The 26,929-nt window shown below is 57.1% G+C and carries 31 protein-coding genes and 1 tRNA gene; 17 read left to right on the top strand and 15 right to left on the bottom strand.

Annotated elements, in window-relative coordinates; translation table 11 throughout:
* Positions 1–14: 14 nt before the first annotated feature.
* A tRNA-Ser gene (locus tag C1J02_RS11420) sits at positions 15–104 on the bottom strand.
* 146 nt (positions 105–250) lie between these two features.
* On the opposite strand from C1J02_RS11420, the gene C1J02_RS11415 reads away from it, so the two are divergent.
* The 10 genes from C1J02_RS11415 (at position 251) to C1J02_RS11370 (ending at position 8,471) form a co-directional block, all read left to right on the top strand.
* Complete coding sequence (locus C1J02_RS11415) at positions 251–1,096, top strand: DUF2059 domain-containing protein (RefSeq protein WP_114878693.1); 846 nt, start codon at positions 251–253, stop codon at positions 1,094–1,096.
* A 2-nt stretch (positions 1,097–1,098) separates the two neighbouring features.
* Entirely contained in the window at positions 1,099–1,950 is an 852-nt protein-coding gene (locus tag C1J02_RS11410; RefSeq protein ID WP_254693088.1) for a DUF2059 domain-containing protein, read from the top strand.
* Between the two features lie 243 nt (positions 1,951–2,193).
* Complete coding sequence (locus C1J02_RS11405; RefSeq protein WP_114880523.1) at positions 2,194–2,958, top strand: 50S ribosomal protein L21; 765 nt, start codon at positions 2,194–2,196, stop codon at positions 2,956–2,958.
* Positions 2,959–2,969: 11 nt separating this feature from the next.
* Positions 2,970–3,239, top strand: a complete 270-nt coding sequence (gene rpmA, locus C1J02_RS11400) for a 50S ribosomal protein L27 (protein ID WP_114878692.1) — start codon at positions 2,970–2,972, stop codon at positions 3,237–3,239.
* A 94-nt stretch (positions 3,240–3,333) separates the two neighbouring features.
* The gene (locus C1J02_RS11395; protein WP_114878691.1) at positions 3,334–3,894 is read left to right on the top strand and encodes a GNAT family N-acetyltransferase; all 561 of its coding nucleotides are present in this window, start codon (positions 3,334–3,336) and stop codon (positions 3,892–3,894) included.
* Entirely contained in the window at positions 3,894–4,496 is a 603-nt protein-coding gene (locus C1J02_RS11390) for a LysE family translocator (RefSeq protein ID WP_114878690.1), read from the top strand. Before C1J02_RS11395 ends, C1J02_RS11390 begins: the two co-directional genes overlap by 1 nt.
* A gap of 2 nt (positions 4,497–4,498) precedes the next feature.
* Positions 4,499–5,035, top strand: coding sequence for a GNAT family N-acetyltransferase (locus tag C1J02_RS11385; protein ID WP_114878689.1), 537 nt, complete (start codon positions 4,499–4,501; stop codon positions 5,033–5,035).
* A 24-nt stretch (positions 5,036–5,059) separates the two neighbouring features.
* Positions 5,060–6,094: a GTPase ObgE gene (gene obgE, locus C1J02_RS11380; RefSeq protein ID WP_114878688.1), complete on the top strand. Its 1,035-nt coding sequence runs from the start codon at positions 5,060–5,062 to the stop codon at positions 6,092–6,094.
* On the top strand, positions 6,082–7,188 hold the full coding sequence (proB, locus tag C1J02_RS11375; protein ID WP_114878687.1) for a glutamate 5-kinase: 1,107 nt from the start codon (positions 6,082–6,084) through the stop codon (positions 7,186–7,188). The genes obgE and proB overlap by 13 nt, the downstream gene beginning before the upstream one ends.
* A 17-nt stretch (positions 7,189–7,205) precedes the next feature.
* A complete protein-coding gene (locus C1J02_RS11370; protein ID WP_114878686.1) occupies positions 7,206–8,471 on the top strand; it encodes a glutamate-5-semialdehyde dehydrogenase in 1,266 nt (421 codons plus the stop codon).
* Between the two features lie 2 nt (positions 8,472–8,473).
* On the opposite strand, the gene C1J02_RS11365 is transcribed toward C1J02_RS11370, so the two are convergent.
* Positions 8,474–9,073, bottom strand: coding sequence for a histidine phosphotransferase family protein (locus tag C1J02_RS11365; RefSeq protein WP_114880522.1), 600 nt, complete (start codon positions 9,071–9,073; stop codon positions 8,474–8,476).
* 30 nt (positions 9,074–9,103) lie between these two features.
* On the opposite strand from C1J02_RS11365, the gene C1J02_RS11360 reads away from it, so the two are divergent.
* From C1J02_RS11360 to C1J02_RS11350, 3 genes are all read left to right on the top strand, one after another.
* Positions 9,104–9,292, top strand: coding sequence for a DUF3553 domain-containing protein (locus C1J02_RS11360; protein WP_114878685.1), 189 nt, complete (start codon positions 9,104–9,106; stop codon positions 9,290–9,292).
* Between the two features lie 158 nt (positions 9,293–9,450).
* On the top strand, positions 9,451–10,215 hold the full coding sequence (locus C1J02_RS11355; protein WP_114878684.1) for a GNAT family N-acetyltransferase: 765 nt from the start codon (positions 9,451–9,453) through the stop codon (positions 10,213–10,215).
* Positions 10,212–11,045, top strand: a complete 834-nt coding sequence (locus C1J02_RS11350; RefSeq protein ID WP_114878683.1) for a 1-acyl-sn-glycerol-3-phosphate acyltransferase — start codon at positions 10,212–10,214, stop codon at positions 11,043–11,045. Before C1J02_RS11355 ends, C1J02_RS11350 begins: the two co-directional genes overlap by 4 nt.
* Positions 11,046–11,055: 10 nt before the next feature.
* Here the strand turns inward: C1J02_RS11350 and C1J02_RS11345 are convergent, their stop codons facing one another.
* On the bottom strand, positions 11,056–11,622 hold the full coding sequence (locus C1J02_RS11345) for a PA14 domain-containing protein (RefSeq protein ID WP_114878682.1): 567 nt from the start codon (positions 11,620–11,622) through the stop codon (positions 11,056–11,058).
* A gap of 276 nt (positions 11,623–11,898) precedes the next feature.
* Between C1J02_RS11345 and rpsB the strand changes: the two genes are divergently transcribed.
* The 3 genes from rpsB (at position 11,899) to C1J02_RS11330 (ending at position 14,760) form a co-directional block, all read left to right on the top strand.
* Complete coding sequence (gene rpsB / locus C1J02_RS11340) at positions 11,899–12,786, top strand: 30S ribosomal protein S2 (protein ID WP_114878681.1); 888 nt, start codon at positions 11,899–11,901, stop codon at positions 12,784–12,786.
* Between the two features lie 96 nt (positions 12,787–12,882).
* Positions 12,883–13,758: a translation elongation factor Ts gene (gene tsf, locus C1J02_RS11335; protein ID WP_114878680.1), complete on the top strand. Its 876-nt coding sequence runs from the start codon at positions 12,883–12,885 to the stop codon at positions 13,756–13,758.
* 114 nt (positions 13,759–13,872) lie between these two features.
* The gene (locus tag C1J02_RS11330) at positions 13,873–14,760 is read left to right on the top strand and encodes a sulfotransferase domain-containing protein (RefSeq protein WP_114878679.1); all 888 of its coding nucleotides are present in this window, start codon (positions 13,873–13,875) and stop codon (positions 14,758–14,760) included.
* A 279-nt stretch (positions 14,761–15,039) separates the two neighbouring features.
* Here the strand turns inward: C1J02_RS11330 and C1J02_RS11325 are convergent, their stop codons facing one another.
* The 12 genes from C1J02_RS11325 to C1J02_RS11270 form a co-directional block, all read right to left on the bottom strand.
* Entirely contained in the window at positions 15,040–15,795 is a 756-nt protein-coding gene (locus C1J02_RS11325; RefSeq protein ID WP_114878678.1) for a LuxR family transcriptional regulator, read from the bottom strand.
* Positions 15,792–16,232 carry a type II 3-dehydroquinate dehydratase gene (gene aroQ, locus C1J02_RS11320; protein ID WP_114878677.1) on the bottom strand — a complete coding sequence of 147 codons (441 nt, stop codon included), beginning with the start codon at positions 16,230–16,232 and terminating at the stop codon, positions 15,792–15,794. The genes C1J02_RS11325 and aroQ overlap by 4 nt, the downstream gene beginning before the upstream one ends.
* Before the next feature lie 200 nt (positions 16,233–16,432).
* On the bottom strand, positions 16,433–17,122 hold the full coding sequence (gene phoB, locus C1J02_RS11315) for a phosphate regulon transcriptional regulator PhoB (protein ID WP_114878676.1): 690 nt from the start codon (positions 17,120–17,122) through the stop codon (positions 16,433–16,435).
* Between the two features lie 5 nt (positions 17,123–17,127).
* Entirely contained in the window at positions 17,128–17,835 is a 708-nt protein-coding gene (phoU, locus tag C1J02_RS11310) for a phosphate signaling complex protein PhoU (protein WP_114878675.1), read from the bottom strand.
* 4 nt (positions 17,836–17,839) lie between these two features.
* Positions 17,840–18,637: a phosphate ABC transporter ATP-binding protein PstB gene (gene pstB, locus C1J02_RS11305; protein ID WP_114878674.1), complete on the bottom strand. Its 798-nt coding sequence runs from the start codon at positions 18,635–18,637 to the stop codon at positions 17,840–17,842.
* 11 nt (positions 18,638–18,648) lie between these two features.
* Entirely contained in the window at positions 18,649–19,980 is a 1,332-nt protein-coding gene (gene pstA, locus C1J02_RS11300) for a phosphate ABC transporter permease PstA (protein ID WP_114878673.1), read from the bottom strand.
* On the bottom strand, positions 19,977–21,479 hold the full coding sequence (pstC, locus tag C1J02_RS11295) for a phosphate ABC transporter permease subunit PstC (RefSeq protein ID WP_114878672.1): 1,503 nt from the start codon (positions 21,477–21,479) through the stop codon (positions 19,977–19,979). The genes pstA and pstC overlap by 4 nt, the downstream gene beginning before the upstream one ends.
* Positions 21,480–21,589: 110 nt before the next feature.
* Positions 21,590–22,630 carry a substrate-binding domain-containing protein gene (locus tag C1J02_RS11290; RefSeq protein WP_114878671.1) on the bottom strand — a complete coding sequence of 347 codons (1,041 nt, stop codon included), beginning with the start codon at positions 22,628–22,630 and terminating at the stop codon, positions 21,590–21,592.
* A gap of 153 nt (positions 22,631–22,783) precedes the next feature.
* The gene (locus C1J02_RS11285) at positions 22,784–23,833 is read right to left on the bottom strand and encodes an ATP-binding protein (protein WP_114878670.1); all 1,050 of its coding nucleotides are present in this window, start codon (positions 23,831–23,833) and stop codon (positions 22,784–22,786) included.
* Positions 23,834–23,836: 3 nt separating this feature from the next.
* Positions 23,837–24,358 (bottom strand): gamma carbonic anhydrase family protein, encoded by a 522-nt coding sequence (locus tag C1J02_RS11280; protein WP_114878669.1) that lies wholly within the window; start codon positions 24,356–24,358, stop codon positions 23,837–23,839.
* Entirely contained in the window at positions 24,355–24,996 is a 642-nt protein-coding gene (gmk, locus tag C1J02_RS11275) for a guanylate kinase (RefSeq protein WP_114878668.1), read from the bottom strand. Before gmk ends, C1J02_RS11280 begins: the two co-directional genes overlap by 4 nt.
* A 3-nt stretch (positions 24,997–24,999) precedes the next feature.
* Positions 25,000–25,890, bottom strand: coding sequence for a YicC/YloC family endoribonuclease (locus tag C1J02_RS11270; protein WP_114878667.1), 891 nt, complete (start codon positions 25,888–25,890; stop codon positions 25,000–25,002).
* Between the two features lie 257 nt (positions 25,891–26,147).
* On the opposite strand from C1J02_RS11270, the gene C1J02_RS11265 reads away from it, so the two are divergent.
* Positions 26,148–26,852, top strand: a complete 705-nt coding sequence (locus C1J02_RS11265) for a PAS domain-containing protein (RefSeq protein ID WP_114878666.1) — start codon at positions 26,148–26,150, stop codon at positions 26,850–26,852.
* Positions 26,853–26,929 lie beyond the last annotated feature (77 nt).

Raw genomic sequence — 26,929 nt, 5'->3', positions numbered from 1 at the left:
CAGCTGAGGGGATGTGGCGGAGAAACAGGGATTCGAACCCTGGGAACCCGTGAAGGCTCAACGGTTTTCGAGACCGCCCCGTTCGACCACTCCGGCATTTCTCCGCGGGGGTCTGGACGGTCCGTCTAGTGCGGTTTGCGCGTTCAGGCAAGAGGGGTTCTGCCCATCACCTGACCACACGGGGATTTTCATTGCCCTTGGCCGCAGATGACCTAAGCTTGCATATAAACTGATACTCAAGGACTTCCCAATGCGCGCTTTTTATCGTTCTTCTTTTCTTGCCTTCTGCCTCATCGTGTCTGCGGCGCTCAGCAGTCTGAGCACGGCGGCAAATGCGGCGGACCTGGATCGGCTTGAGGCGTTTTTGGAAGTCACCGGCTTTGACGTGGCGCTGGAAAGCATTCGGTTATCCGCAGATTCCGCGCCGCAAATGTTGGGAATGCAGGCCGAGGATTTTGGGTCTGAATGGTCCCGTCTGGTGCGCGAAGTGTTTGCGACCGACATCATGCATGACATGGCGCTGGAAATCCTGGGCAACACGCTCAGCGATGCGCAACTGACCCATGCGGCGGATTTCTATGCCAGCGATCTGGGCAAACGGTTGGTCGAGGTCGAGAACAAGTCGCATATGATCGAAGAAGACGGGTTGAAGTCTGAAAGCGGGACCGAGATCGTTGACGGGCTGGTCCGGATTGGCAGCCCGCGCGTGGCACTTTTGAACAGGCTCAACTCCGCCTCGAATGCTGAGGACACGTCGATCCGGGCCATTCAGGAAGTTCAGATCAGATTCCTGCTGGCCGCCGCGGCCGCAGGTGTGATCGAATTGCGCATGGAAGAACCCGACCTGCGCGAGGCGATGCGCAATCAGCAAGATGAATTGCGCACGTCGATCCGGGCAAATGCGCTGGCCACGTCTGCCTATACCTATCAGGCGTTTTCTGATGATGAGGTGGCCGCCTACGCCGACGCACTGGAAGAACCGATCATGCAAGAGGTTTATGCGCTGATGAATGCGGTGCAATTTGAAATCATGGCAAACCGGTTCGAGGCCGTCGCCGACCGGTTGGCGGACATGCAGCCCAGTCAGGATCTGTGAGCATGCAGCGTCTTTTGCCGTCGGTAGCAAACCTGCGTCTTGCTTTGATCTGGCCGTTGTTTGTGTTGATGACGGGGCCTGCGCTGGCCGATGCGCGACTGACGGTGCTGGTTGATGTGCTCAAACTGCCGGAAGCCGCGCAGATTCTGCGCGAAGAAGGGCTGAGCCACGCCACTGAGTTGGATGTTGATATGCTGGGGGGGCGAGGTGGCCCCGGCTGGGACATTCAGATCGGTGCCATCTATGACACCGCTCGTATGGTCGAGACAGTGCGCCGCGCTTTGGAAAGTGAATTGCAGGAGCCGGATCTGTCGGCAGAACTGGAACAGACAATTGATTTCTTTGCCTCGGAGCTGGGCAGCAAAATCGTATCGCTGGAAAATTCCGCACGCGCTGCCATTCTGGACGATGACGTCGAGGAAGCGGCCCGCGCGCGGTATATGGCACTGGAAGGGACCGATGACGCGCGTCTTGAGTTGATCCGGGGCTTTGTCGAAAGCGGCGATATGATCAACCGCAATGTCACGTCGGCGATGAATTCGAACTATCAGTTTCTGCGCGGGTTGACCGATGGTCGGGCAACCCAGATGAGCGACGAAGAGATTCTGGCCGATGTGGCAGAGGACCTAGACGAGATTACCGACGACACGGTGTCATGGCTTTATGGCTATCTGCTGCTGGCCTATCATCCGCTCAGCGATGCGGAGCTGCAGGCATATCTGACCTATTCGCAGACCAAAGCGGGGCAGGCGCTGAACCGGGGGCTGTTCGACGGGTTTGGCAAGGCCTATGAAGACATCTCCTATGCCTTGGGGCGCGCTGTGGCACTCAACATGACCGCAGAAGAGCTTTGAACGGCTTGCATGCAGTCTGAAACCCATATGAGCATTGACTAACGCTGTTTATCTGACGAAACCTGCTTGACTTGAGCAGCGCTTCGACTGATAAGCCCGCATCCCGGCGGGTTCGCTTGCAACGGGATGTTTTTTAATGACGCCCCATGGGCGCGCTGTTCGAGGTGGATCAGGTCAATCGGGCCGATCCAAAACGCCCATAACGGGGACCACAGAACGCGGATGAAAGTAAAGGAAGACGCAATGTTTGCGGTCATCAAGACTGGCGGTAAGCAATACAAAGTGGCCTCTGGCGATATGCTGCGGGTCGAACGTATTGCGGCAAATGCCGGTGATAAGGTTCAATTCAACGACGTGCTGATGCTGGGCGGCGACAAGCCGGTTCTCGGTGCGCCCATGGTCAAAGACGCCGGCGTTCAGGCTGAAGTCGTCGATCAGATCAAAGGCGAAAAGGTAATTAACTTTGTTAAGCGCCGTCGGAAACACTCCTCCAAGCGCACCAAAGGTCACCGCCAAAAGCTGACTTTGGTCAAGATTACGGACATCTTGTCGTCCGGTGCAGGCAAATCCGGTGTTGAAGCCGCGATTGGAACGGGCTCTGTCAGTGCCGCAGCTGTTGCCGCCATAAACGAGCGTTATACGTTCAACCGTGGTGATCAGGCGGAAATGAAAAAGCGCGTGAAAACTGGTGAAGCGGAAGAGAAATCTGCAAAGCCGGTCAAGGCCAAGAAAGCCGAGCCGAAGGCAGAGAAAAAAGCTGAAGCCAAGACCGAGAAGAAAGCTGCTCCCAAAGCCAAAGCGGCCAAGGGTGGCGATGATCTGAGCCAGATTTCTGGTGTTGGTCCGGTAATCGTGAAAAAGCTGCACGGCGAAGGCGTCACAACATTTGCACAGATTGCAAAGTGGACAGACGCGGACGTGGAAGCGATTGAAGAGAAACTGTCATTCAAAGGTCGTGTCGGTCGTGAAGACTGGATCGCACAGGCCAAAGAATTGGCTAAAGGCTAAGGAGAGACCAGATGGCACATAAAAAAGCAGGCGGTTCATCCCGTAACGGGCGCGACTCAGCTGGTCGTCGCCTTGGTGTAAAGAAATACGGCGGCGAAGCTGTCATTCCAGGCAACATCGTTGTGCGTCAGCGCGGCACCAAGTTCTGGCCGGGCGAAGGCGTGGGCATGGGCAAGGATCACACAATCTTTGCAACCGTGGATGGCAATGTCCAATTCCACAAGGGCCTGAAAAACCGCACATTTATTTCGGTCCTTCCGGTGGCGGAGGCCGCTGAATAAGCCCGACCCCGTAAGGTTATCAAAAATTCAGGGATCGGCGAAAACGCCGGTCCCTTTTTCATTTTATGCACGTGTTTCAAAAAGGAGCGGTGCGATGCAATTGAGCCAAACCCGCCCGACGCTGAAAGAGGGACACGTGCGTTTGCGTGGTCCACGTGCACAGGATGCCGCTGCACGGTTCAAGCTGGGCAATGTGCCGGAAATTCATCACATGTTTGGCGCGGATCCCGCAAATGTGACCCCGATCACCAAGGCACATGCGACCGCATGGCTGCACGCACAAGAGGTGGAGCCGCTGGCGTGGATCATTGAGTATCGACGCCGCATGGTTGGCGCTGTCAGGCTACATTCTGTGATCCCGCATCTTTACAAGGCCGAGCTTGCCATCGGTATTCTTGATCCCAAATACCTCAGCAAGGGCATTGGCACCATGGCGCTGCGGTTGCTTGCTGCCTATGCGTTCGGCCCGCTTTTCCTGCGGCGTTTGAGCCTGCGTGTGGTTTCCTATAACGACCGTGCCATTGCCGCCTTCAAAAAGGTCGGCTTTGTCGAAGAGGGCCGCGAACGCGAAGCAGGGCGGGTGGCGGCAGCATGGCATGATGATGTGATCATGGGCCTGCTGGCACGCGATTTTGCCAAGGTGGGACGCGCGTAATGTCGGTTGCCATCACCTCATTTGCGGTCTTCGCGGCCTCGCAGATTGGCACGCCGGGGCCTGCAAACATGGCTCTGCTGGCCACCGGCGCGCGCTTTGGTTTTCGCGCGGCGCTGCCGTTTGTGGCCGGTGTCGCGTTGGGCAAACAGCTTGTCATCTGGCCCGTCGGCTATGGCCTGATGGAACTCAGCGCCCGCGCGCCTTGGGTGTTCGAGATGCTGAAATACGCCTCGGCTGCCTATATCATCTGGCTGGCGTGGAAAGTGGCAAACCTGCGTCTGGGCCAGGAACGCAGCACAGACGGTGTTCCCGGTTTTGCAGCCGGGCTGATCGTGCACCCCCTGAACCCCAAAGCGTGGGCGATGATTGTGGGTGGGTTTACTGCCTTTGTCGGCCCTGATACGTCAAGCTTTACTGCGACACTCACCATCGCTGCGGTATTGCTGGCCTGTCAGGTCATCTTGCATCCCATGTGGACACTTGCAGGTGATCGGATTGCAAAGACCGTGGCAGGAACGGCCGCGGAACCCTATCTTATGTGGACATTGGCGGCACTTACTGTCGCTTCTGTTGTTTTCGTACTGTTCGGAGGAGGAACATGACGATGAAAATACAGCCTATTGTCAACCAGCCGGTGATCGAAACCGAACGCTTTGACCTGCGCCCAATGCAGCGATCCGATCTGGGTTTGATCGAGATGTATGCCAGTGACCCCCGTGTCGCGATGACCACGTCGAGCATCCCGCATCCATTGCCCCCCGGCACCATCGACGCCTTCATCACCCGCGCCTTGAGCGAGCCGCGTGATGAAGATGTGTGGGTGATGGATGGGCTTAAATCGGGCGGTGCCGAAGTGATGGGTGTTATTACCCTGTCCCGGCTCGATCGCAACCAGACTGAGGTTGGGTATTGGGTTGCTCCGGCATTCTGGAACACCCATCTGGCATCCGATGCCGTAAAGGCGCTTGTCACGACGAACCCGCTGGGCAATGACACGATGTTTGCGTCCGTCTACCATGACAACCCCGCGTCAGCCAAAGTGCTGACCAATGCGGGTTTTGTCTATCTCGGTGATGCGGAAACCTATTGTCTGGCCCGCGATGCTGCCGTACCCACCTGGACCTATAGCCGCAAGCTTTAGCCCTCCTTTTTAAAGGCCACCGCCATGAAGTTCCTCGACCTGTGCAAAGTCTACATCCGATCCGGCGCGGGCGGCGGGGGCTGCGTGTCGTTTCGGCGCGAGAAATATATCGAATATGGCGGGCCGGACGGCGGTGACGGCGGCAGTGGCGGATCGGTCTGGGCCGAAGCGGTCGATGGCCTGAACACACTGATCGATTTTCGCTATCAGCAGCACTTTTTTGCCAAGAACGGCCAGCCCGGTATGGGACGGCAGCGCACCGGCAAAGACGGTGACGATATTGTCTTGCGGGTGCCTGTGGGCACCGAGATCATGGACGAGGATCAGGAAACCGTGTTGGTCGACATGACCGAACTTGGGCAGCGCGTCGAACTGGCGCGCGGTGGCAACGGCGGTTTCGGTAACCTGCATTTCAAATCGGCAACCAATCAGGCACCCCGGCGCGCCAACGCGGGTCAGGACGGCGTGGAACGGACGCTGTGGCTGCGGTTGAAACTGATTGCGGATGTCGGGCTGCTGGGGCTGCCCAATGCTGGCAAATCAACGTTTCTGGCCGCGACCTCCAATGCACGGCCCAAAATTGCGGATTATCCGTTCACCACGCTGCACCCCAATCTGGGCGTTGTGGGCGTAGACAACACCGAATTTGTGGTTGCTGACATTCCCGGTCTGATTGAGGGCGCGTCCGAAGGGCGCGGCCTTGGTGATCTGTTTCTTGGCCATGTGGAGCGGTGCGCAGTTTTGCTGCATCTGGTTGATGGCACCTCAGAAACCGTGGCGCAGGATTATCAGACCATCATTACAGAACTTGAAAAATACGGCGGTGATCTGGCTGAAAAACCGCGGATCACGGTGCTCAACAAAGTTGATGCGTTGGACGAAGAAGAGCGCACAAGTGCTTTGAAAGCATTGAAGAAAGCCAGCGGCGGTGATGTGATGATGATGTCGGGCGTTGCGGGCGAAGGCGTCACAGAGGTGTTGCGCGCCCTGCGCGGTCAGATTGACGATGACCGCCTGCGCCATCGACCCGTAGAAGAAGCGGCACCATGGCAACCCTGAGCGCTGCCAAACGGGTTGTCATCAAAATCGGGTCGGCCTTGCTGGTCGACCGCAAAACCGGTGCATTGCGCTCCGATTGGCTGGTGGGGCTGGCACAGGATGTGGCCTGGCTGAAATCGCTCGGACATGACGTTGTGCTGGTTTCATCAGGCTCCATCGCCTTGGGGCGCGGGGTTCTGGGCCTGCCGGTGACGACATTGGCGCTTGAACAATCGCAAGCCGCCGCTGCGGTGGGGCAGATCCGACTGGCGCGGGCCTATGAAGAGGTTCTGGCCCCGCATAACATCACCACCGCGCAGGTGCTGGTTACCTTGGAAGACAGCGCCGACCGCCGCCGCTATCTGAACAGCCGCGCCACCATGGAACAATTGCTGAGCCTGGGTGTGGTCCCGATTGTGAACGAAAACGATACCGTTGCGACGGATGAAATCCGCTTTGGGGACAATGACCGTCTGGCGGCACAGATTGCGGTCACGGTGGGCGCGGATCAGTTGATCCTGCTGTCCGATGTCGACGGGTTTTACAGTGCAAACCCGACCGAGGATGCCACCGCGACCCGGTATGCGCAGATCGACACCATCACCGCCGAGATTGAGGCGATGGCGGGCGATGCGGGTTCTGGATTGTCCAAGGGCGGCATGAAAACCAAGTTGATGGCCGCCAAAACCGCAACAGCGGCGGGGTGTGCCATGGCGATCACCGAAGGGTCGGTGATGCGGCCTTTGACGGCGCTGGAACAGGGCGCAAATGCCACATGGTTCACCGCGCAAACCGATCCGCAAGCGGCGCGCAAACGCTGGATTGCGGCGATGAAACCGCGCGGGTCCGTCACCCTGGATGCGGGCGCTGTGGCGGCTCTGGCGCGCGGAAAATCATTGCTGCCTGCGGGGATCAGTGCGGTTGCAGGCCCCTTTGAGCGCGGGGATAGCGTGGCATTGCTGGACCAGACGGGACGGGCAATTGGCTATGGGCTGACCAGATATTCATCGGCTGAGGCGACGCAGATAAAGGGCTATAAATCTGCTGAAATCGAAGCGATATTGGGCTATCCGGGACGGGCTGCGCTGATCCACCGTGATGATATGGCAGTTTAAAGGGCAGTGGTAAGATTATGGAAAATATAGATAATATTCCTGAACTCATGGCGGATATCGGGCGGCGCGCCAAACAGGCCGCTGCCGAACTTGCCAGCGCCGGCGCGCACGCCAAGCGCGCCGCGCTGATGGGTGCCGCAGATTCCGTCTGGGCCAGCCGGGCGGATATTCTGGCCGCCAACGCAAAGGATATGGCCTTTGGCCGCGACAAGGGTCTGTCGGACGCCATGATGGACCGCCTGATGCTGGATGAAGCGCGCATTCAAGGCATGGTCGACGGGCTGCGTAGTGTTGCCGAACAGGCCGATCCGGTGGGCGAAGTGATGGCCGAGTGGGATCAACCTTCGGGCCTGCACATCAAGCGGGTGCGCACGCCCCTAGGCGTCATCGGTGTGATCTATGAATCGCGCCCCAACGTAACAGCGGATGCCGGTGCATTGTGCCTCAAGGCAGGCAACGCGGTGATCCTGCGGGGCGGGTCCGAAGGCTTCCATTCCTCCCGCGCGATCCATGCCTGCTTGCAGCAAGGCTTGCGTGATGCCGATCTGCCCGAAGATGCCGTGCAACTGGTGCCGACCCGCGACCGGGCGGCAGTCAGCGCGATGCTGACCATGACCGACACCATTGATGTGATTGTGCCGCGTGGCGGCAAGGGCCTGGTCGGGCTGGTCCAGCGCGAGGCACGGGTGCCGGTCTTTGCGCATCTTGAAGGCATTGTGCACATCTACATCGACAAAGACGCCGACCCTGAAAAGGCGCTTAAGGTTGTGATGAATGCCAAGACCCGGCGCACAGGTATTTGTGGTGCGGCAGAATGTCTGTTGATCCATGAAAAGGTTGCCAAGACAATTGGCCAGGGTGTGATCCGTGCCCTGATTGATGCTGGTGTTGAGGTGCGGGTGGATCAGTCGCTGGGGCACATTCCCGGCACCACACCGGCGAAGGATGACGATTGGGGGCGCGAATATCTGGACATGATCATTGCCGCCAAGACGGTGACAGATGTGAATGATGCCATCGCCCACATCCGCAAGTATGGTTCAAACCACACTGATTGTATCCTGAGCGAAGATGCCGCAACCGTTCAGCAGTTCATGAACCAACTTGATAGCGCAATTTTGATGCACAACGCCTCAACCCAGTTTGCCGATGGCGGTGAATTCGGCATGGGCGCAGAGATTGGCATTGCCACCGGCAAGATGCATGCCCGTGGGCCGGTTGGGGCGGCGCAACTGACCAGTTTTAAATATCTGGTGACGGGTGACGGCACCATAAGGGCGTAAATTCAGAACTGAATGGTGACGCTGGTGTCGTTCGAGGATGATCTGATACGTCTGCCGTCATCACCTGCGATTTTTGGCAAAAGCGCAAATTGAACATGGGCGGGCTGCAGTGACGTATCGGGCGATTGTTCGGCCAAAATCCCCCAAAGGGTCGGATCGACGTTCAACTTGTCTGCCGTGCCTTTGAGCATCCATTTGCCCTCAGCCTCGGACACTTCGGCGCGACCGCCGTATGGCATCGCTGTCTCAAGACACATGATCGCGAGAAAGGCCAACCGTACTGCGGCGCGCGGCTGCGGCTCCTCTGGCAGCCACTCAAGTGTCAGCCGGCTGTCTTGATAGAGATCCCGCAGGATCGAGGTGATCTCCGCACGTCCAACCATCTGATGCCCGGCGGCCCCAAAACCGATCCTGAAAAACCGAATGCGGGCGCTGGCATTATCGACGCTGGTCCCGATCAACTCCATCTCTGGACCGGCAGGCGGATTGTCGGCCATCGACAGCAACTCCAGCCCATTGTTGATCGCGCCAATCGGCGATATCAGATCATGACAAATACGGCTGCCGATCAGGGTGGCCAGGTTGATGTTGTCCTGCACAATCACAGGCTCAACCCCGCGAAAGGAGCCCAAATGGACGATCTTAATGCGATTTTGACCCCCGGCATGCTGGTCCGAAATCCAGATCGACCAGAATGGGGTGTGGGACAGGTCCAAAGCAATGTTTCAGGCAAAGTGACGGTGAATTTCAGGGACGAAGGTAAGATTGTCATTGACAGCTTTCGTGTTGGTTTGATGCCTGTCTTTGACGACGCACCTTGATTAAGACGTAACGTGCTTGAAGCTTATAGCGTGCATTTCTGTCGTCAATACAACTTATACATGTAATTGCGCATCTCCGAAAAATATGTGCGTATTGCACTTGAACAACTGATTGCCTAAGAGGTTTCAACAGGCACCGAGAGGGTTGCAAAAGGCCAATGGCCCATGCAGTTGCAGCAGATTTTCACGTAAAGTTGGCACAGACGGCTGAAGAGCTGCGGGCCGCGCAGCGGCTGCGGTATCAGGTGTTTGTCCGAGAACTGGGGGGCGGCGGCGCGCTGGTGGACCACGATGCAGAGCTGGAAAAAGACGAGCTGGACCCGTTTTTTGACCATCTTTTGCTTTACGATCAGCGCACCGGGGCCGTTGTCGGTGTCTATCGTTTGATGCGGCCAGAGAAAGCCCGCGACGCTGGACGGTTCTATTCTGAAGGCGAATATGATCTGGCACCGCTTCTGGCATCCGGTCGGCGCATCCTGGAACTTGGTCGGTCGTGTTTGCACCCTGATTACCGGGGCGGCATGGCGATGCATCACCTCTGGGCCGCGCTGGCGCAATATGTGGCCCAACACCGCATTGAGGTATTATTCGGGGTCGCGAGTTTTCATGGCACCGACATCGCGGCCCTGTCACAGCCCTTGTCGCTGTTGCACCACCGTCATCTGGCACCACCTGAACTGCGGGTCAGGACATTGGATAAATCTTTCCAGAACATGAACTTGATTGACGAGGCTCATCTGGACCGGCGTGCCGCGATGATGCAAATTCCGAGCCTGATCAAAGCCTATCTGCGCCTTGGTGGATGTGTGGGCGAGGGGGCTTATGTGGACCATGCGTTCAATACCGTCGATGTGTGCCTGATCATGGACACCAACCAAATGAGCGCCCGTCAGGCCCGCATCTATGGCGGGGGGCCGCAATGACCCAGACGTGGGACAGTGGTGACCTGCCGGTTTTGCCGCGCATAACGGTCGCGGGCTGGATACGGGTTTTCCTGCGGGGGCTGGCGCTGGCTGTGCTGGTGTTTGGCGGTCTGGCGGTTTTGGTGCTGGTGCGGATGGTTGAACGGCCACTCTTCGGGGTGAACCGTCCGGTGACGCCCCATATCACTCAATTCGTCTGCCGCATGGCGTTTTTAATCTTGGGCATTTCCCATCATGTTCAGGGATCGCCGATGGCCGCGCGCGGTGCAGTCGTGGCAAACCATACGTCATGGCTTGATATATTTGCGTTGAATGTTGCCAAGCGGATCTATTTTGTCTCAAAATCCGAAGTGGCGGGGTGGCCCGGCATCGGTTGGCTGGCCCGCGCCACTGGAACTGTGTTTATCGAGCGCAATCCGTCCAAAGCGCATGAGCAGACCGAGGTTTTCCACACCCGACTTTTTGCTGGCCACAAGTTGCTTTTCTTTCCGGAAGGGACCAGCACGGATGGTTTGCAGGTGCTGCCCTTTAAGACAACGTTGTTTCAGGCATTTTTTGAGCCGAGTTTACGGGATGAAATTTCCGTTCAGCCGGTCACAGTTATGTATCGCGCTCCACCGGGCATGGACGCGCGTTTTTACGGGTGGTGGGGGGATATGACCTTTGGGTCGCATCTTGTTGCAACGCTTGCACAGGCGCGGCAAGGAAGCGTGACGATTTTCTACCATCCGCCTTTGAAAGTTGCTGATTTCGCCAATCGCAAGTTGCTGGCGCTGGCTTGCGAACGGGCCGTCAGGGCGGCCCATTCGGATTTTTTGGATCAGGCCTGAAACGCCTGCATTATTTGGTGTGCGCGAACGCCGCGTCCGGGACCTGGCCCAATGCCCCGTCTACATTCCATTCCATGGTCAGGCAGGCAGACCCCTTGCGTTGGAAATAGGTTGCCTCAAGGGCGTACCATCCGGCCTCAGGCACCTCGACTTCTGTCACGCCCGAAGGTTCGCAGGCATGAACATCATCGTAAAACGCAACTTCCTGACCGCCAACAGTCAACACCAGACCATCGTTACTGAGGGTATCAACCTCAAAAGTGCCGGGCGCATCAAAGCGGATAAATCCACTGATTGCGGCGACCACTTTCTGGGCGGACTTTGATGTCATTGTCAGATCACCCTCATTGTTGTCTTCATAAGACAATCCCTTGATCGGTTTCCCTTCGCTGGCGTCCTGCAATGCCTCTGTCGCCTCCTCCAGCGTGCGCACGCTTTTGTAGGCGTAAGAAACGGCCAGCCCCGGTGCCAGGTCGCCTGCGTCAGGCTGTGGATCTGCGGGCGTCAAGGTCAGCGGTTCAGCATAGGCTGCCACGGCCAAAAAAGATGCCGCGATTGCAGTGGTAAAGATGTTCATCTGATATTCCCCATTGTCATTGTTCTTTTATATAACTCTGCGCGAAGACGATTGGTTGCGCCCGTCACATTTGCGTGAACCAGCAAAGACCAGTCGCTGTGTGCTGTCAAAGGTTAAATCGACCCTTGCACAGTGTTCTGCAGCACCCTATACGCCACCTCACTTAAACCCGCAGTCGGGGTTGGGCTTGCTTGGGGAGACATTCCAAGACGTCCGCCGGTTGGCACCACATGGTGTCATACCCCCGATGAGGCTAAACCGGAAAGGTATAAAGACATGGCTCTTCCTGAGTTCTCCATGCGCCAACTGCTTGAAGCAGGCGTACACTTTGGCCACCAGACGCAGCGCTGGAACCCACGTATGGGTCCGTATATTTACGGCGCGCGCAACGGCATTCACATCATGGACCTGACACAGACTGTTCCAATGCTGGATCAGGCACTGCAAGTCATCCGTGACACCGTCGCCAAGGGCGGCAGCATTCTTTTTGTCGGGACAAAGCGTCAGGCAGCACAGCCGGTCGCAGAGGCCGCTGAAAAATGCGCTCAGTATTACATGAACCACCGCTGGCTGGGTGGCACGCTGACCAACTGGCAGACGGTGTCAAAGTCGATCCAGCGCCTCAAGCATATCGACGAGCAAGCCGAAGTCGGCTTTGCCGGTCTGACCAAGAAAGAACGTCTTGGCATGGAACGCGATCAGGGCAAGCTTCAGGCTTCTTTGGGTGGTATCCGCGAAATGGGTGGCCGTCCTGACCTGATCTTTGTGATCGACGTGAAAAAAGAAGCGCTGGCCATTGCCGAAGCCAACAAGCTGGGTATCCCGGTTGTGGCTGTGGTTGACACCAATTGCTCACCTGACGGCGTTGATTACCTGATCCCGGGCAACGATGACGCGGCGCGCGCCATTGGCCTTTACTGCGATCTGGCGGCACGTGCCGCTCTTGACGGCATGTCAGCCCAACTGGGTGCAGCAGGCGTTGATCTGGGCGCAATGGAAGAAGCACCCGCTGAAGAAGCGCTGGCTGAAGATGCACCAGCAGCATCAACAGGCGTGGAAGTTGGCAATGCCTCCTCTGAAACAGTGGCTGATGACGTTATGTCGAAAGACGCGGTTTTGGACATCGAATCCAAAAAAGAGACAGTGGCAGACGCCAAGTCCTGATCTGATACCGCCGGATGCATCCGGCGGCGTCGATTTTATAACGTGGGGCAGGGATGACCTGCCCCAACACCTCATTTGAAACAGGAGACCCCGAAGATGGCAATCACAGCATCTATGGTCAAAGAACTGCGCGACAGCACTGGCGCAGGCATGATGGACGCCAAAAAGGCACTGACAGAAACAGACGGCGATATGGAAGCAGCCGTCGATTGGCTGCGCACCAAGGGATTGGCCAAAGCGGCCAAGAAATCCGGTCGTACTGCTGCCGAAGGTCTTGTTGCGGTCAAAGTCGACGGTGGCCGCGGCGTTGCGGTTGAAGTGAACTCTGAAACCGATTTTGTTGGCAAGAACTCTGATTTTCAGAAAATGGTTGCCGGGATTGCTGACGTTGCAGTTTCCGCATCCGATGTCGATGCGTTGAAAGCGGCGGACATGGGTGGCAAATCCGTCGAACAGACCGTGACAGACGCGGTTGCCGTGATCGGTGAGAACATGTCGGTACGCCGCATGGCCGCTATCGAAGGCGACACCGTTGTGTCCTACGTGCATAACGCAGCAGCCCCCGGCATGGGCAAAATCGGTGTTCTGGTCGCCATGACCGGCGGCGATGAAGGTTTTGGCAAACAGGTTGCAATGCACATTGCAGCCGTGAACCCGGCGTCCTTGTCCGAGGCAGATCTTGACCCATCCGTGGTCGAAAAAGAGAAAACAGTTCAGATGGACATCGCCCGCGAATCCGGCAAGCCTGAAGCTGTCATCGAAAAGATGATCGTCGGTCGGATGAAGAAATACATGTCCGAAGTGACGCTGCTGAATCAGGCCTTTGTTGTGAACCCTGACCTGACCGTCGAAGATGCGGCCAAAGAAGCAGGTGCCACAATCACCGGATTTGTACGTCTCGAAGTGGGTGAGGGCATCGAAGTCATCAAAGAAGATTTCGCAGCCGAAGTGGCCAAAGCCGCCAAAGGCTAAGCTTACCACACAAAAATATCTGAAACGGGGTGCAGCGATGCGCCCCGTTTTTTGTTTTGAGATCGGACTGCGGACGCTTGGGCTTGTTCAATTTATTGAATAGGATTGATCACCATGTCAGATCGGAAATTGTATCTGGGTCCACTGACCGACAACCGACGCTGGGACAAGTTCGTGGCGCGCCCGGATGATGTCTATGTCGTCACCCCACCGAAATGCGGGACCACATGGATGCAAACCATCGTGGCGCTGCTTTTTTCCGGCGACCCTGACGTCGAACCAGAGCTATCGGTGAAGATGCCATGGATCGACATTCGCATCCGCGAAATGGACGAGGTTGCTGACCGGCTTGAAGCAATGCCGCATCGTCGGAGTGTCAAAAGTCACACGCCGATGGACGGTCTGCCGTACCGCGAGGATGGGCAATATCTGTTGGTTTTCCGCCATCCTCTGGATGCGCATTTTTCCTATCGCAAACACGTGCGGAATATCCCGGTGAAGGGATTTGAACTCTTTTATCCAGAGGACGAGGACAACGAGGTGATATTCCGCCGCTTTCTGGATGGCGGGGCCGAAGGTTTTGACATGGATGCAATGCCGCTGGCGCATATACTGCAGCACTATAAGGCGGCTCTTGCGCTGGCGGATCGCCCCAATGTGTCCTTGTTTCACTACGCTGACATGACCCGGGATCTGGCTGGGACGATGGCAAAGGTTGCGCAGTTGCTGGGCATCTCACATCCGCCCGATGTGATGTCTGCCTTGGTGTCCGCTGCCACGTTTGACAATATGAAGACCCATGCAGAGCGATACGCGCCCTCTGGTGGCAAAGGTTTTATGAAGTCTGATTCTGATTTCTTTCACAGTGGTACAAGCGGGAAATGGCAAGGCAAACTGACCTCGGACCAGTTAAGGGCCTATGACGTGGCGATGGACAGCGCCTTGGATCCGGCGGCGCGCGGTTGGCTTGAGTATGGCAGTGGGGGTGGCACGAACCAGTGAAGTAGGGTCGGGCAGGTCCATGGCAACTCATGAACCTGCCCTAATCGCCCATACGGTACAATATGCTCGGGGAGGAGCCGGGCGTGTATGTAAAGTCCGGTCAGTCAGGCGAACAATATGCCAGCTGATCGCGGCGACCTGAAAGAGCCCCTTTATGTCAGGGATTTGCGGGCCGTTGTTCCTAGGGAAAATCCGTTTTGCAGGAACAAGATTACTATGCGTCAACTTGAAATAAATGACCAGTAGGGGATTCCTTACCTTGCGCATTTTTATTGCGTTTCAGACGTCCATCACAAACATTTGGTTCGCAAATGACGCCTTCAACACGGCCTGGGCCGTTGTCTCGACCGCCAGCGCATCCCGTGCGAGGCGCAGATGCTTTTCAACCGTGGCGGTGGTCAGTCCCATCAGTACGGCGATATCCTGCATGGTCTTGCCGTCGCCGACCCATTCCAGCGCCTCACGTTGGCGCGGCGTCAAGGCACGGCTGGGCGTGCTGTAGGGCAGGGTGAGGATCTTGAGATGTGCAATGTCGTTCATCAGTTGAATATCACTGCCATGCTCGGCCCAAACCGCATCAACTTCACCCTGAGACATGCCGGGCTTCGCGGTCAGCGCAATTGCACCTTTTGAGCGGTTGGAGATCGATTTGAAGCTCACGGTATAGCCGGCGTGCACACCAATGTGCCGATTGAATTCAACCACACGCTCTTCCGCAGGGGTCATGGCGCGTTCACGGGTCATTTCATGTAGAACAGCCCAACTGCACGCCCCATCATGCGCGAGCGCCCATTGCACCATAGGCGCGTGGAAATACAGGCCGCCATGCAGAAATTCGTCCGTGTATTCGCGGGTGTGGTTGGTCAGGATAACAAAATCTTCGGGATCGCCCAAAGATGTTGAAGTGCGATACCTTGTGAACCCATAAATCAGCCGGTCAAAGCCGTATTCGGCCATTCGTTGCGTATGCGTTTCCCAAAGTTGCTCCAGCGACGGGCAGCGCGCAATGGCGTGAAGGTACGCCCGTAAGCTCATGATTTCAAAAGATGATCTGACAGCGCGTCCAGAGCCATCTCATATCCTTTGGCCCCGAATCCGCAGATTTGACCCAGTGCGACAGGAGCAATGTAGGAGGTATGCCGAAATTCCTCGCGGGCATGGATATTGCTCAGATGAACCTCAACAACGGGCAGTTCAACGGATGCGATCGCGTCCATGAGCGCAATGGACGTGTGGGTCAATGCGCCGGCATTGAGGATAATCGCACCATGGGTGCCTTTGGCGGCATGAATCAGATCGATCAGGATGCCTTCGTGGTTGGATTGCTCAAAGGCAATTGTCAGGCCTAGGCGCTGCGCCGCAGTTTCGCACAGCTCATTGATGTCCGCCAAGGTCGTCTTGCCATATACTTCGGGCTGGCGCGAGCCCAGCAGGTTTAGGTTGGGACCATTGAGGATCATAACAGAAGGCATGGGTCAGAACTCACTTTGTTTCTGCGCAGTTAACGTGTGCGACGTCCGCGTGTCCAGTAGGGTGACGATCTGAGATGGTGTTGCCAAGCGTGTAAGGGTGTACTGCCGGTGTGGGTTTTTTTAATGACCATAGTACTCATAATCAGTATTATGTAAATAAATGATATGCCGAGTTACTGCAAAATCAGATACTTGCTGCATCACCCTAATGCGTAGCCCGCACCGCGAACGGTGCGGATTGGGTCCTTGCCGCCATGTTTGGTGAGCGTTTTGCGCAATCTGGCGATGTGCACGTCGACCGTGCGTGTATCGACATAGATATCGCGGCCCCACACGTGGTCGAGCAATTGGTCGCGGCTAAAAACCCGGCCCGGCTTTTCCAACAGCGTCACCAGCAGCCTATATTCGGTCGGCCCTAGTTTGAGGTCATGCGCGCCACGGCTGACCCAGTGGCGTTCAGGATCAAGGGTGATGTCCTGATACGTGAGCGATGCACCAGCCGCCGCCGGACGTGACCGGCGCAGTTGTGTGCGCACGCGCGCCATCAGCTCTTTCAGCGAATACGGTTTGATAACATAATCATCTGCACCGGTCTCCAGTCCGCGGACGGCATCGACGTCTTCTGATCTGGCGGACAGCATGATGACCGGAATGCCGCGGGTTTCCTCGCGGGTTTTGATCTGGCGGCACACTTCAAGTCCGCTCATCAGCGGCATCATCCAATCAAGGATCATCAGATCCGGCCTTGCTTCGGCCACCAGCAGCATGGCTTCTTCGCCATTCTCGGCGCGGCGCACGATGTATCCTTCGGCCTCAAGGTTATAGGCCAGAACCTCGCGTTGGGCCGGTTCATCTTCGACCAGCAGGACCTGGGGTTGGCTCACTGACATGTCACTCAAGCCTTTGGCCGAATTGAGGTTTGATCTGCTTTTGGCCGTGCTTCTTCGGGGTGCTGTCCGGTTACCAGATAGACCACCTGTTCTGCAATCGACGTCACAAGATCACCCATCCGTTCGGTGTTTTTGGCGATGAAATGCAGGTGCATACAGGCCGTGATATTGCGCGGATCTTCCATCATGAATGTCAGGAATTCGCGGAACAAGGCGTTGTACATCTGGTCCACATCTTCGTCGCGTCCAATGACATCCATCGCCAATTCGGCATCGCGTTGGATATAGGCATCCAGCGCGTCTTTGAGCATGCCTTCAACCGTGCGCGCCATGCGTCTGATCGAACCAGCACCGTCGTTCACCGGGTCGATCTGCGACAGCACGCCAGTGCGCTTGGCCATGTTTTTAGCATAGTCTCCAATGCGTTCCAGGCTGGCGCTAATCTTTATCACGCTCAGGATCAGACGCAAATCAATGGCAGTGGGTGCCCGCAGCGCAATCACCCGTGCTGCCCGTTCATTGATCAGGTCTTCGAGCGCATCAATGGCCTTGTCCCCTGCCCGCACTTTATCTGCAAGTTCATCGTCGCGGGTTTCGAGCGATTGCGCGGCAAGGCGAATGGCGTCTTCGACCAGACCGCCCATTTTCATGATCTGGGCCTGAACGGCCTCCAAATCACGGTCAAAGGCAGACGCAATATGTTGATCTTGCATGATATTATCCAATCCGGCCGGTAATGTAGGATTCTGTGCGGGGGTCCTCGGGTGAGGTAAAGATTTTGTCGGTCTCACCAAACTCCACCAGATGTCCAAGGTGGAAAAACGCGGTTTTCTGGCTGACGCGGGCGGCTTGCTGCATCGAGTGCGTGACGATCACCACCGAGAAATTCGTGCGCAATTCATCAATCAGTTCTTCAACCTGTGCGGTCGCAATCGGGTCCAGTGCAGAGCACGGTTCGTCCATCAGCAACACCTCGGGTTCGGTTGCAACCGCGCGGGCAATGCACAGGCGTTGTTGCTGGCCCCCTGACAAGCCTGTGCCGGGCGCTTGCAAGCGGTTTTTCACTTCGTTCCAGATCGCGGCACGTTTAAGTGCGCGTTCAACAATCTCGTCCAAGTCGTTCTTATTGCGGGCCAATCCATGAATTCGCGGGCCATATGCCACATTGTCATAGATGGATTTGGGGAACGGGTTCGGTTTTTGAAACACCATGCCGACCTTGGCGCGCAATTGCACTGGATCAACAGCGCGATCATAGATGTCTTCGCCGTCAATGCGGATGTCACCCGTGACGCGACACACATCAATTGTGTCGTTCATCCTGTTGATACAACGCAGAAATGTCGATTTGCCACAGCCTGAAGGACCGATGAAGGCGGTCACGGTCTTGTCCTCTATGTCGACGCTCACGTCCTTGATTGCGTGATTGTCGCCGTAATAGACCTGCACGTCGCGGGCTGCGATCTTGACGGGTTTGGTTGTCACGTCATTCTCCGGTATTAGGTGGTCTTTCATGGATGCTTCCCTTACCAGCGCCGCTCAAATCGGCGGCGCAGCATGATGGCGATGGCGTTCATTGTGATCAGGAATACCAGCAAGATAATGATACCGCCCCATGCCCGTTCGTAAAAGGCCGGGTCGGCGCGTTTGGCCCATTCATAGATCTGGGCGGGCATGGCAGAGTTTGGGTCAAGCAGGCCCGATGAAATGCTGTCAGGTGCGTTTGACGCGATAAAACCGACCATGCCAATCAGCAACAGCGGCGCCGTTTCACCCAAGGCCTGCGCCAATCCGATGATTGCGCCGGTCAGAATGCCGGGTGCCGCAAGGGGCAGCACGTGGTGGAACACCGATTGCATCTTCGACGCCCCAACCCCCAGTGCCGCATCCCGGATCGAGGGCGGAACGGATTTCAACGATGCGCGGGTTGAAATGATGATCGTCGGCAAGGTCATCAGCGTCAGCACCAGACCACCGACCAATGGGGCCGAGTTTGGCAGATGCATGTAATTGATGAAAACGGCCAGACCAAGGATACCAAAGACGATCGAGGGGACCGCCGCAAGGTTTGAGATGTTCACCTCAATAATGTCGGTGATCCAGTTTTTCGGTGCAAATTCCTCAAGATAGATCGACGCAGCGACGCCAATGGGCAAAGCAAGGACCAGCACAACCAGCATCATAAAGAGCGACCCAATCATGGAGACGCCCATGCCTGCCGCCTCTGGCCGCGCATCCGAGGCATCGGCACCGGTGATGAACGCCAGATTGAATTGCTTTTTCAACGCACCATCGGCGCGCAATTGGTCAACAAGATCAAGTTGTTCCGCGTTGATGTTCTTGTCGTTGGCGATGCTGTCGCGGGTGACCCTGCCTTTAAGGTATCCATCAACGCGGCTGTTGGTCAGAAACCTGAATTCAACGACCTCGCCGATCATTTCAGGATTGGCCAGAACAAAATTACGCAATTGGGCGGCAGCATCTTTTGACAGGATATCGGCCATCGCCTTGGGTTTGAGCCCAGTTTCGATCCCGGCCTGTGCGACTTTCGCCTCAAGGGCTGCGTTCATCAATGGGGCATAGCCAAAGGTGGAGACTTTCTTGATGTCTGCCAGATCGCGATTGCCTTTTTTGTCGAGCTTTTCTGCCGCGAGCTCAACTGGCAGTGTGACAAACGTCTGTTGAAACGCACCTGCCCCGCGTCCGATGATTGTCACCAGCAGAACCGCGAGCATCAGAAGGCCAACCGCGATCGCAGCGATGCCGTACATCTTGAACCGCGCCTCTGCCCGGTTGCGTTTGCGGGTGCGTGCGTCCTGAACCAGCAGGGATTTATGCGCGTTGGTGACATCGGTCATTCGTACTGCTCCCGGTATTTGCGCACGATATAAAGCGCCACAACATTGAGCCCCAGCGTCAGCACAAAGAGCGTCAGACCCAGCGCGAAGGCCACCAGTGTCTCAGGGCTGGCAAAATCGGTGTCGCCGGTCAGCTGGCTGACGATGCGGGTGGTGATGGTTGTCATCGCCTCAAGTGGATTGGCTGATATCCGGGCAATGGCCCCTGCCCCCAGCACCACGATCATGGTCTCGCCAATCGCGCGGCTCGCAGCCAGCAGGATGGCCCCCACAATGCCCGGCAGGGCCGCAGGCAAGATCACCTGACGCACGGTTTCGGAATGTGTCGCGCCAAGGCCAAAGGACCCGTCGCGCAGCGATTGCGGCACCGCGTTGATGATATCGTCAGACAGGGAGGATACGAAAGGGATCAGCATGATGCCCATGACCAGCCCGGCGGTCAGAACGGATGTGGCACCCGACATCCAGTCGACCCCCAAAAGCCCATCTTCGCCCCGGCCAAAGATGCGCACAAGCGTGGGACCAACAGTCAGCAGCGCAAAGAGGCCATAGACGATTGTCGGGATCCCCGCGAGGATTTCGAGCAGCGGTTTGGCCAGACTGCGCACTTTGCTGTTGGCGTATTCACTTAGGTAGATCGCGGCAAAAAGGCCGATGGGCACGGCCACAAGCAAGGCGATGATTGAAATATAAAGCGTACCCCAGAGCAATGGCAGGATCGACAGATCGCTGTCACCACGGAAATTTGGGGCCCAGGTGCTGCCAAGAAAGAAGTCTTTCCAATCGTGCAGGCGGAAAAAGTTGATCGATTCAAACAACATCGAGAAAACGATGCCCACGGTGGTCAGAATGGCCAGTGACGCCGCAGCAATCAGCAGCACCATGATGCCACGCTCGACAACATTGCGCGCGCGAAATGCCGGATCAGCGGCGCGCACGGCGATGGCCGCGCCCAAAACGGCCAGCACCAGCACCACCACAACCATCCAAAGTCGCCCCTGCGCAGAGATGGCACGTGATTTCTGTGCCGCTGCCAGAACATAGGGCTGAACCTCTGAACCCAGCGCCACACCCACATTGCCAAGCGTGGCCCGCAAAGAGGATGGATCGTCCGCCATTGCACCGATTTCGGCTGGCGTCAAAGCGCCTTGCGTCAGGGCGATGTCCAATCCATCCGCAACCCTGCGCACATCCGACAGGATCAGGCTCTGGGTGCCGGCGCTGCTGATTTCACTGGCCGGGATCAGCGGCAGAACCGCGTTCTGGACTACGGTCGGTTGTGCCAAAAGCCAGATCACCATGATGCCAAGTGCCGGGACGGCGGCAAACATCGCTGCCGTCATGCCATAGAAGTTTGGCAGGGAATGCAGATTGCGCGCATCGCCCCCTGCCCGTGCCACCGCCCGTTTGCGGGCCGCAACATAGCCAAGCAAGGCGATGCCCAAAACGGCAAAGATCAAGGCGATTGGTGTGGGGAGGCCAAAAATGGTGGCTGTCATTGCACTGTCTTTCGCGCCTTTGGTTTCTTTGGGCTTGGCATCGGGTGTCGCGTCAACATCAAGGGCCGCAGCTCAACCGCGGCCCTTGGTTTATCAATTTAGACCGGGTCTCAGGAACCACCGCCCATCACGATTTCATCCGCGACGGTGGTTTGGGTATCTGTCAGTGCAGGATCAGAAACCAGACCATATTCCGCCAAAGGACCATCCGGGCCGGCAATTTCATCCGCAACAAAGAACTCGGCATATTCCTTGAGGCCGGGGATCACGCCGATGTGGGCCTTTTTGACGTAAAAGAACAGCGGGCGGGACACCGGGTATTCGCCGGTTGAGATGCTGTCGGTCGAAGGCACGACACCCGACATGGTCGCAACCTGAAGCTTGTCAGTGTTGTTCTCATAGAAGGCGAGGCCAAATACGCCGATGCCGTCCTTGTTGCTTTCGATGCGGGCGAGTGTTTCGGTGTAATCACCGTCGATATCCACCGATTTGCCATCCGTGCGCAGGGCGATACAGGATTTCTCGGCGGCCTTTTTGTCATCGCCATTCACAGCCATGAACGCCTCGAAATCGCCCGTCTCTTCGCAGCCAGCCAGAATGACCTTTTCCTCAAAGACTTCGCGCGTACCATGCTTGGTGCCGGGAACATAGGCTTGGATAGCCTGTGCCGGGAAATCGGGGTTCACTTCGTTCCACATGGTATAGGGATTGGCGACAATCGCGCCGTCCACGACCACTTCGGCGCTCAGCGCTTTGTACCAGTCGGTCGGGGTGAACTCAAAGCTCGCTCCGGCGACGTCAGAGGCAAATACGATGCCGTCATAGCCGATCTGAACCTCGATGATATCGGTCACACCATTTGCGGCACAGACCTCAACTTCGCTGTCCTTGATCTGACGCGATGCGTTGGCCACGTCGATGGTGTTTTCGCCCACACCTTCGCAGAAACGCTTGAGGCCAGCAGAGGACCCGCCTGATTCAACAACGGGGGTTGGGAAATCAAAATTCTCGCCAAAGGCCTCGGCGACGATAGAGGCATAGGGCAGCACAGTGGAGGACCCGGCGACTTGCACCTGATCACGGGCCGCAGCGGCGGTTGCAGAAACGGCGGCGATCGCCAGCGCGGATGTGGTCATTTTTGCGAAGGACATGATGTCTCCTGTCAGCAGTCTTTATGATCACCCCCATGGTGATCTTGAGGCCCGTTTAGGCGGCTCTCACTGCGCTTTTGTGACAGCGACGTTACAGTTTTATGACAAGCTCCGTGACAGGCGTCAGAAATGGCAAAAATTGCTGCGTTCTGGTCAAATGCCCGCATTCTCCAGCGGTAAAATGACGGTAAATTCTGCGCCCTGCCCCAATTCGCTGGTGATTCTGAGCCGTCCACGGTGTCGGTTCAGGATATGCTTTACAATCGCCAGCCCCAGTCCGGTGCCGCCAAGGGCGCGGCTGCGGTGGCTGTCGGCGCGGTAAAACCGTTCGGTCAGGCGCGGTATGTGCAAAGGGTCAATGCCGGGCCCGTGGTCGGCGACCGTGATGCGCACTGCGGGCGCGCGCAGTGCCGTGTCGTGGGCATGGGTCCGGGCGGTGATATCCACGGTTCCACCAGACCCGCCATATTTGATGGCGTTTTCAACAAGGTTGGTGAAGACCTGCAACAGCTGATCGGCATCGCCAAGCACGGTCAGCGGATCAGACCCCAGATCGGGTTTCAGCGTCACACCGTTGTCCACGGCCAGCGGGTTGAGATTGCGCAATGTGGTTTGCAAAACACTGCCCACGTCGATCTGCGCGGTGGGGCGCACACGTTCTTCGGCCTCAACCCGGCTGAGCGACAACAGATCACCAACCAGCCGGTTCATCCGCTCTGCCTCTCCGGTCATGATGCCAAGAAAGCGATCCCTTGCCGCAGGGTCATCGCGCGCAGGGCCGCCCAATGTTTCGATGAACCCCATAAGTGCGGTCAGCGGCGTGCGCAGCTCATGGCTGACGTTGGCAACAAAATCGCGGCGCATTTGGCCGGCTTGGGTCAGGTGCGTCACATCCTGAAAGCTCAGGATGACAATGCCGGTGTCCGGCATCGCCCGCAAAGATACATCATAGGTGGTGTCGCGTCCGGCATCGCCGGCCAGATAGGGGGCGGTGCGCGCGGTGTGGTCGGCCAGAGTGTGTTCAACCGCTTCGACCAACTGGGGCTGGCGCAGAATGGTGATGAAATGGCGGCCCTTCGCATTGGTCCCGATCAGCGCCTCGGCGGATGGATTGAGGGCAATGATCCGTTCGCTCTTGTCGATGGCCAGTGTCGGCAAAGGTAAGGCCGCCAACAGCTCATAGAGATGCGGTACCGGTGTCATGTTTCAGATCGGTTTAAGGTCGCGCCGAAAGCGTGCCGCGTTGTGCGCGTAATGCACGGCACTGGCGGTCAGCGCCGCAATGGCCTTGTCATCAAGCTGTCGGATCACCTTGCCCGGTGCGCCCATGACCAGCGATCCATCCGGGATCACCTTGTTTTCTGTGATCAATGCACCTGCGCCAATTAGGCAATTCTTGCCAATCCGGGCCCCATTCAGCACTGTGGCCCCCATTCCGATCAGGGAATTATCGCCAATGGTACAGCCGTGCAGCATCACTTTGTGCCCGATTGTGCAATTGGTCCCAATTGTCAGCGGAAACCCCATATCCGTATGAAACACGCAGTTTTCCTGCACGTTACTGCCCCTGCCAACATGGATCACTTCGTTGTCGCCGCGCAGTGTTGAGCCGAACCAGACCGAACTGCCGGCTTCAAGCACAACCTTGCCAATCAGATTTGCGTCCGGGGCAACCCATGCGTCATCATCAATTGTCGGGCGATCGGTTCCCAAAGCATAAAGCGTCATGACAATTCCTCAAACTCCGCCTGCAATTTGCGCACATGGTCATTGAGGTGCGTTTGCTGGCTGCGCCGCAGGCGGCTTGCGATGATGATCGACCTGAGCTGTGCTTCGGTTTTCTCAAGATCATCGTTAATCAGGACAAAATCATAGCCATCCCAATGGCTTATCTCATCCCAGCTTTTTTCCATCCGCCGCGCCACTGTCTTGGCATCATCCTGTGCGCGGGTCAAAAGCCGGTTTCTGAGTTCCGAAATCGAGGGGGGCAGAAGGAAGATCGTCAGCGTGTTCATGCCTTGGGTGGAATTGCGGATTTGCTGTGCGCCCTGCCAGTCAATGTCAAAAAGCACATCTGTGCCGGTCTGCATCGCGGCCAGCACGGGGGCCTTGGGTGAGCCGTAGAAATTCCCGAAAACATGCGCATGTTCAAGCAATTCACGCTCTGCAACCATTCTCTTGAACTCAGGTTCGGACACAAAATGATATTCGCGCCCATTTTCTTCGCCCGGACGGGCGGCGCGCGTGGTGGCCGAAACCGAAAACGAGATCGTCGGATCCCAGGTCCGAAGCGCCCGGGCCAAAGTGGATTTGCCAGCCCCGGAAGGCGAGCTGAGAATGATCAATAACCCCTGTCGGTCCGTCATGTTTTACTCCACATTCTGCACTTGTTCGCGCATCTGGTCGATCACCGCCTTCAGCGCCAGCCCAACGGTCGTCAGCGCTTTGTTCTGCGCCTTGGAACACAGTGTGTTCGCCTCACGGTTGAATTCCTGCATCAGAAAATCCAGCTTGCGGCCCACGGCACCACCCTGCCCCAACAGATCGCGCGCCGCCGAGACATGCGCACCGAGCCGGTCGATTTCTTCGGTGATATCTGATTTCACCGCGATCAATGCCAGTTCCTGTGCGATGCGTGCCTCATCCGCACCTTCGGCATTGTCCATCACCCGGGCCAGATTGCGGCGCAGGGTTGCGGCCATTTCATCTTTGCGGGTGTCGGCAAGGGCTGCGGCCTCGGACGTCAGGCTGGCCACCTGTCCCAGCTGGCTGTCCAGCAGGTCAGCCAACAACGCCCCCTCGCTCTGCCGCATGGCGTCAAAATCTGCCAGCACCGCATCGAAATCGCGCAGCAGCGTGGCGCAAAGGGCGGCAGTGTCCTGCACCTGTGCGGATTGTTCCAGAACGCCGCGCATTGTCACGATGTCTGTGGCCTTGGAGGGGGCCAATGACAGCCCCGCGTCCATCGCCTGTTGTTCGATCTGGTGCAATGCGCTCAGCACGGCGGTCAGTTGGTCGGCATTGACTGTCAGGCCCGTGGCCCCGCCTTCGCGCACAAGACGCAGGTTGCAGGCGATGTTGCCACGGGTCGCGCGGGCGGACAGTTTCTTGCGCAATCCGGCCTCAAGCCCGTCGACCCAGTCGGGCACGCGCAGGCGCAGATCAAGGCCCTTTCCATTCACGGAACGGACCTCCCAACCCCAACTGAACGGCGCGTCTGCACTGCTGGCAGATGCAAATCCTGTCATCGACCTGATCATATGGAGGGTCCTTTTTGGCACGGCGATGCCGTCCCAATACGGGCAAACAAGGGTCGGGAGCAAGCCCCGCCAGCATAGGTTGAGCGCATTAACCGATTAACCAGACGCGCGAAAAAGTCACCAATTGTATCAAAGGCCCGCTATTAAGTTTTTGGTAAGGACTGTGGCCTTGGTGCCGCATGTTGGCGCGATACTGGCAAAATTTCGAGACAAAGTCGCGCAGCCCTGAAACGAAAACAAAGGTAAGGTGAACGCTGATGGACAAGCATGGCCAGAACGCGCAAAATGTTGTCTCTATGTCAGATTATCAATCAGATACCGGGTTTGCCATCATCGCGCAGCTAGAAGCCTATTGGGAGGCGCTGCGGGGCGGTAATCTGTTGCCCAAACGGTCCGAAGTTGATCCACGCGGGATCGAAGCGGCGCTGGAATATGCGTTTATCCTTGAGCGTATTGCACCGGGTATTGCGCGTATGCGGATTGGCGGCAGCCATTTGAACGAGCTTATGGGGATGGAGGTTCGTGGCATGCCGCTGACCGCGTTGTTTGCCCCGAATGCCCGCCGCCAGATTGCTGATGGACTTGAGGATGTGTTTCAGACACCTGCCACTGCCACCCTGCGCCTGACGTCACCCGGTGGGGTCCGGCGTGCAGCGCTTGATGCAAGGATGGTGTTGCTGCCACTTAAAAGCGACTTGGGCGATGTGAGCCGCGCCTTGGGATGTCTGGTCAGCCGTGGCGACATCGGCACCGCCCCGCGTCGTTTTGATCTGATCGAGCAAGAGGTGCGGCCCTTGGTACCGGGCCGGACTGTTACGCGTCTTGACCTTCCTGCGGCCCCTGTGGTCCGACCCGCACCGCATGAGCAAATACCGGGGTTCCGTGCGCCCAAAGCGCCTTTCAAGGGCAAAGAGGGCAAGGCGCGACCGCCGTATTTGCGGCTGGTCAAATCCGACAAGTAAGTTGAGCCATGTGTGGCAAATTGTTGTTACCGGTCAAAACGCCGCTGCGCAGAATGCCAGCGGCGTCGTTGTTTGTT

The organism is Sulfitobacter sp. SK011 (assembly GCF_003352065.1).
Classification (GTDB): domain Bacteria; phylum Pseudomonadota; class Alphaproteobacteria; order Rhodobacterales; family Rhodobacteraceae; genus Sulfitobacter.
Note: the sequence above shows the minus strand (reverse complement) of the source record. Positions and strands in the feature narration are given on the sequence as shown.

Bases quoted from the DNA above. Each gene is read 5' to 3' on its own strand.
- C1J02_RS11395 (WP_114878691.1), top strand. From the start codon at position 3,334: ATGCAATTGAGCCAAACCCGCCCGACGCTGAAAGAGGGACACGTGCGT.
- pstC (WP_114878672.1), bottom strand. From the start codon at position 21,479: ATGACAGCCACCATTTTTGGCCTCCCCACACCAATCGCCTTGATCTTT.
- C1J02_RS11415 (WP_114878693.1), top strand. From the start codon at position 251: ATGCGCGCTTTTTATCGTTCTTCTTTTCTTGCCTTCTGCCTCATCGTG.
- C1J02_RS11345 (WP_114878682.1), bottom strand. From the start codon at position 11,622: ATGAACATCTTTACCACTGCAATCGCGGCATCTTTTTTGGCCGTGGCA.
- C1J02_RS11290 (WP_114878671.1), bottom strand. From the start codon at position 22,630: ATGTCCTTCGCAAAAATGACCACATCCGCGCTGGCGATCGCCGCCGTT.
- C1J02_RS11390 (WP_114878690.1), top strand. From the start codon at position 3,894: ATGTCGGTTGCCATCACCTCATTTGCGGTCTTCGCGGCCTCGCAGATT.
- pstB (WP_114878674.1), bottom strand. From the start codon at position 18,637: ATGAAAGACCACCTAATACCGGAGAATGACGTGACAACCAAACCCGTC.
- C1J02_RS11350 (WP_114878683.1), top strand. From the start codon at position 10,212: ATGACCCAGACGTGGGACAGTGGTGACCTGCCGGTTTTGCCGCGCATA.
- C1J02_RS11410 (WP_254693088.1), top strand. From the start codon at position 1,099: ATGCAGCGTCTTTTGCCGTCGGTAGCAAACCTGCGTCTTGCTTTGATC.
- C1J02_RS11385 (WP_114878689.1), top strand. From the start codon at position 4,499: ATGAAAATACAGCCTATTGTCAACCAGCCGGTGATCGAAACCGAACGC.
- rpmA (WP_114878692.1), top strand. From the start codon at position 2,970: ATGGCACATAAAAAAGCAGGCGGTTCATCCCGTAACGGGCGCGACTCA.
- phoU (WP_114878675.1), bottom strand. From the start codon at position 17,835: ATGCAAGATCAACATATTGCGTCTGCCTTTGACCGTGATTTGGAGGCC.
- C1J02_RS11355 (WP_114878684.1), top strand. From the start codon at position 9,451: ATGGCCCATGCAGTTGCAGCAGATTTTCACGTAAAGTTGGCACAGACG.
- obgE (WP_114878688.1), top strand. From the start codon at position 5,060: ATGAAGTTCCTCGACCTGTGCAAAGTCTACATCCGATCCGGCGCGGGC.
- tsf (WP_114878680.1), top strand. From the start codon at position 12,883: ATGGCAATCACAGCATCTATGGTCAAAGAACTGCGCGACAGCACTGGC.
- gmk (WP_114878668.1), bottom strand. From the start codon at position 24,996: ATGACGGACCGACAGGGGTTATTGATCATTCTCAGCTCGCCTTCCGGG.
- proB (WP_114878687.1), top strand. From the start codon at position 6,082: ATGGCAACCCTGAGCGCTGCCAAACGGGTTGTCATCAAAATCGGGTCG.
- pstA (WP_114878673.1), bottom strand. From the start codon at position 19,980: ATGACCGATGTCACCAACGCGCATAAATCCCTGCTGGTTCAGGACGCA.
- C1J02_RS11285 (WP_114878670.1), bottom strand. From the start codon at position 23,833: ATGACACCGGTACCGCATCTCTATGAGCTGTTGGCGGCCTTACCTTTG.
- phoB (WP_114878676.1), bottom strand. From the start codon at position 17,122: ATGTCAGTGAGCCAACCCCAGGTCCTGCTGGTCGAAGATGAACCGGCC.
- C1J02_RS11270 (WP_114878667.1), bottom strand. From the start codon at position 25,890: ATGATCAGGTCGATGACAGGATTTGCATCTGCCAGCAGTGCAGACGCG.
- C1J02_RS11280 (WP_114878669.1), bottom strand. From the start codon at position 24,358: ATGACGCTTTATGCTTTGGGAACCGATCGCCCGACAATTGATGATGAC.
- C1J02_RS11265 (WP_114878666.1), top strand. From the start codon at position 26,148: ATGGACAAGCATGGCCAGAACGCGCAAAATGTTGTCTCTATGTCAGAT.
- rpsB (WP_114878681.1), top strand. From the start codon at position 11,899: ATGGCTCTTCCTGAGTTCTCCATGCGCCAACTGCTTGAAGCAGGCGTA.
- C1J02_RS11325 (WP_114878678.1), bottom strand. From the start codon at position 15,795: ATGAGCTTACGGGCGTACCTTCACGCCATTGCGCGCTGCCCGTCGCTG.
- C1J02_RS11405 (WP_114880523.1), top strand. From the start codon at position 2,194: ATGTTTGCGGTCATCAAGACTGGCGGTAAGCAATACAAAGTGGCCTCT.
- aroQ (WP_114878677.1), bottom strand. From the start codon at position 16,232: ATGCCTTCTGTTATGATCCTCAATGGTCCCAACCTAAACCTGCTGGGC.
- C1J02_RS11360 (WP_114878685.1), top strand. From the start codon at position 9,104: ATGGACGATCTTAATGCGATTTTGACCCCCGGCATGCTGGTCCGAAAT.
- C1J02_RS11330 (WP_114878679.1), top strand. From the start codon at position 13,873: ATGTCAGATCGGAAATTGTATCTGGGTCCACTGACCGACAACCGACGC.
- C1J02_RS11370 (WP_114878686.1), top strand. From the start codon at position 7,206: ATGGAAAATATAGATAATATTCCTGAACTCATGGCGGATATCGGGCGG.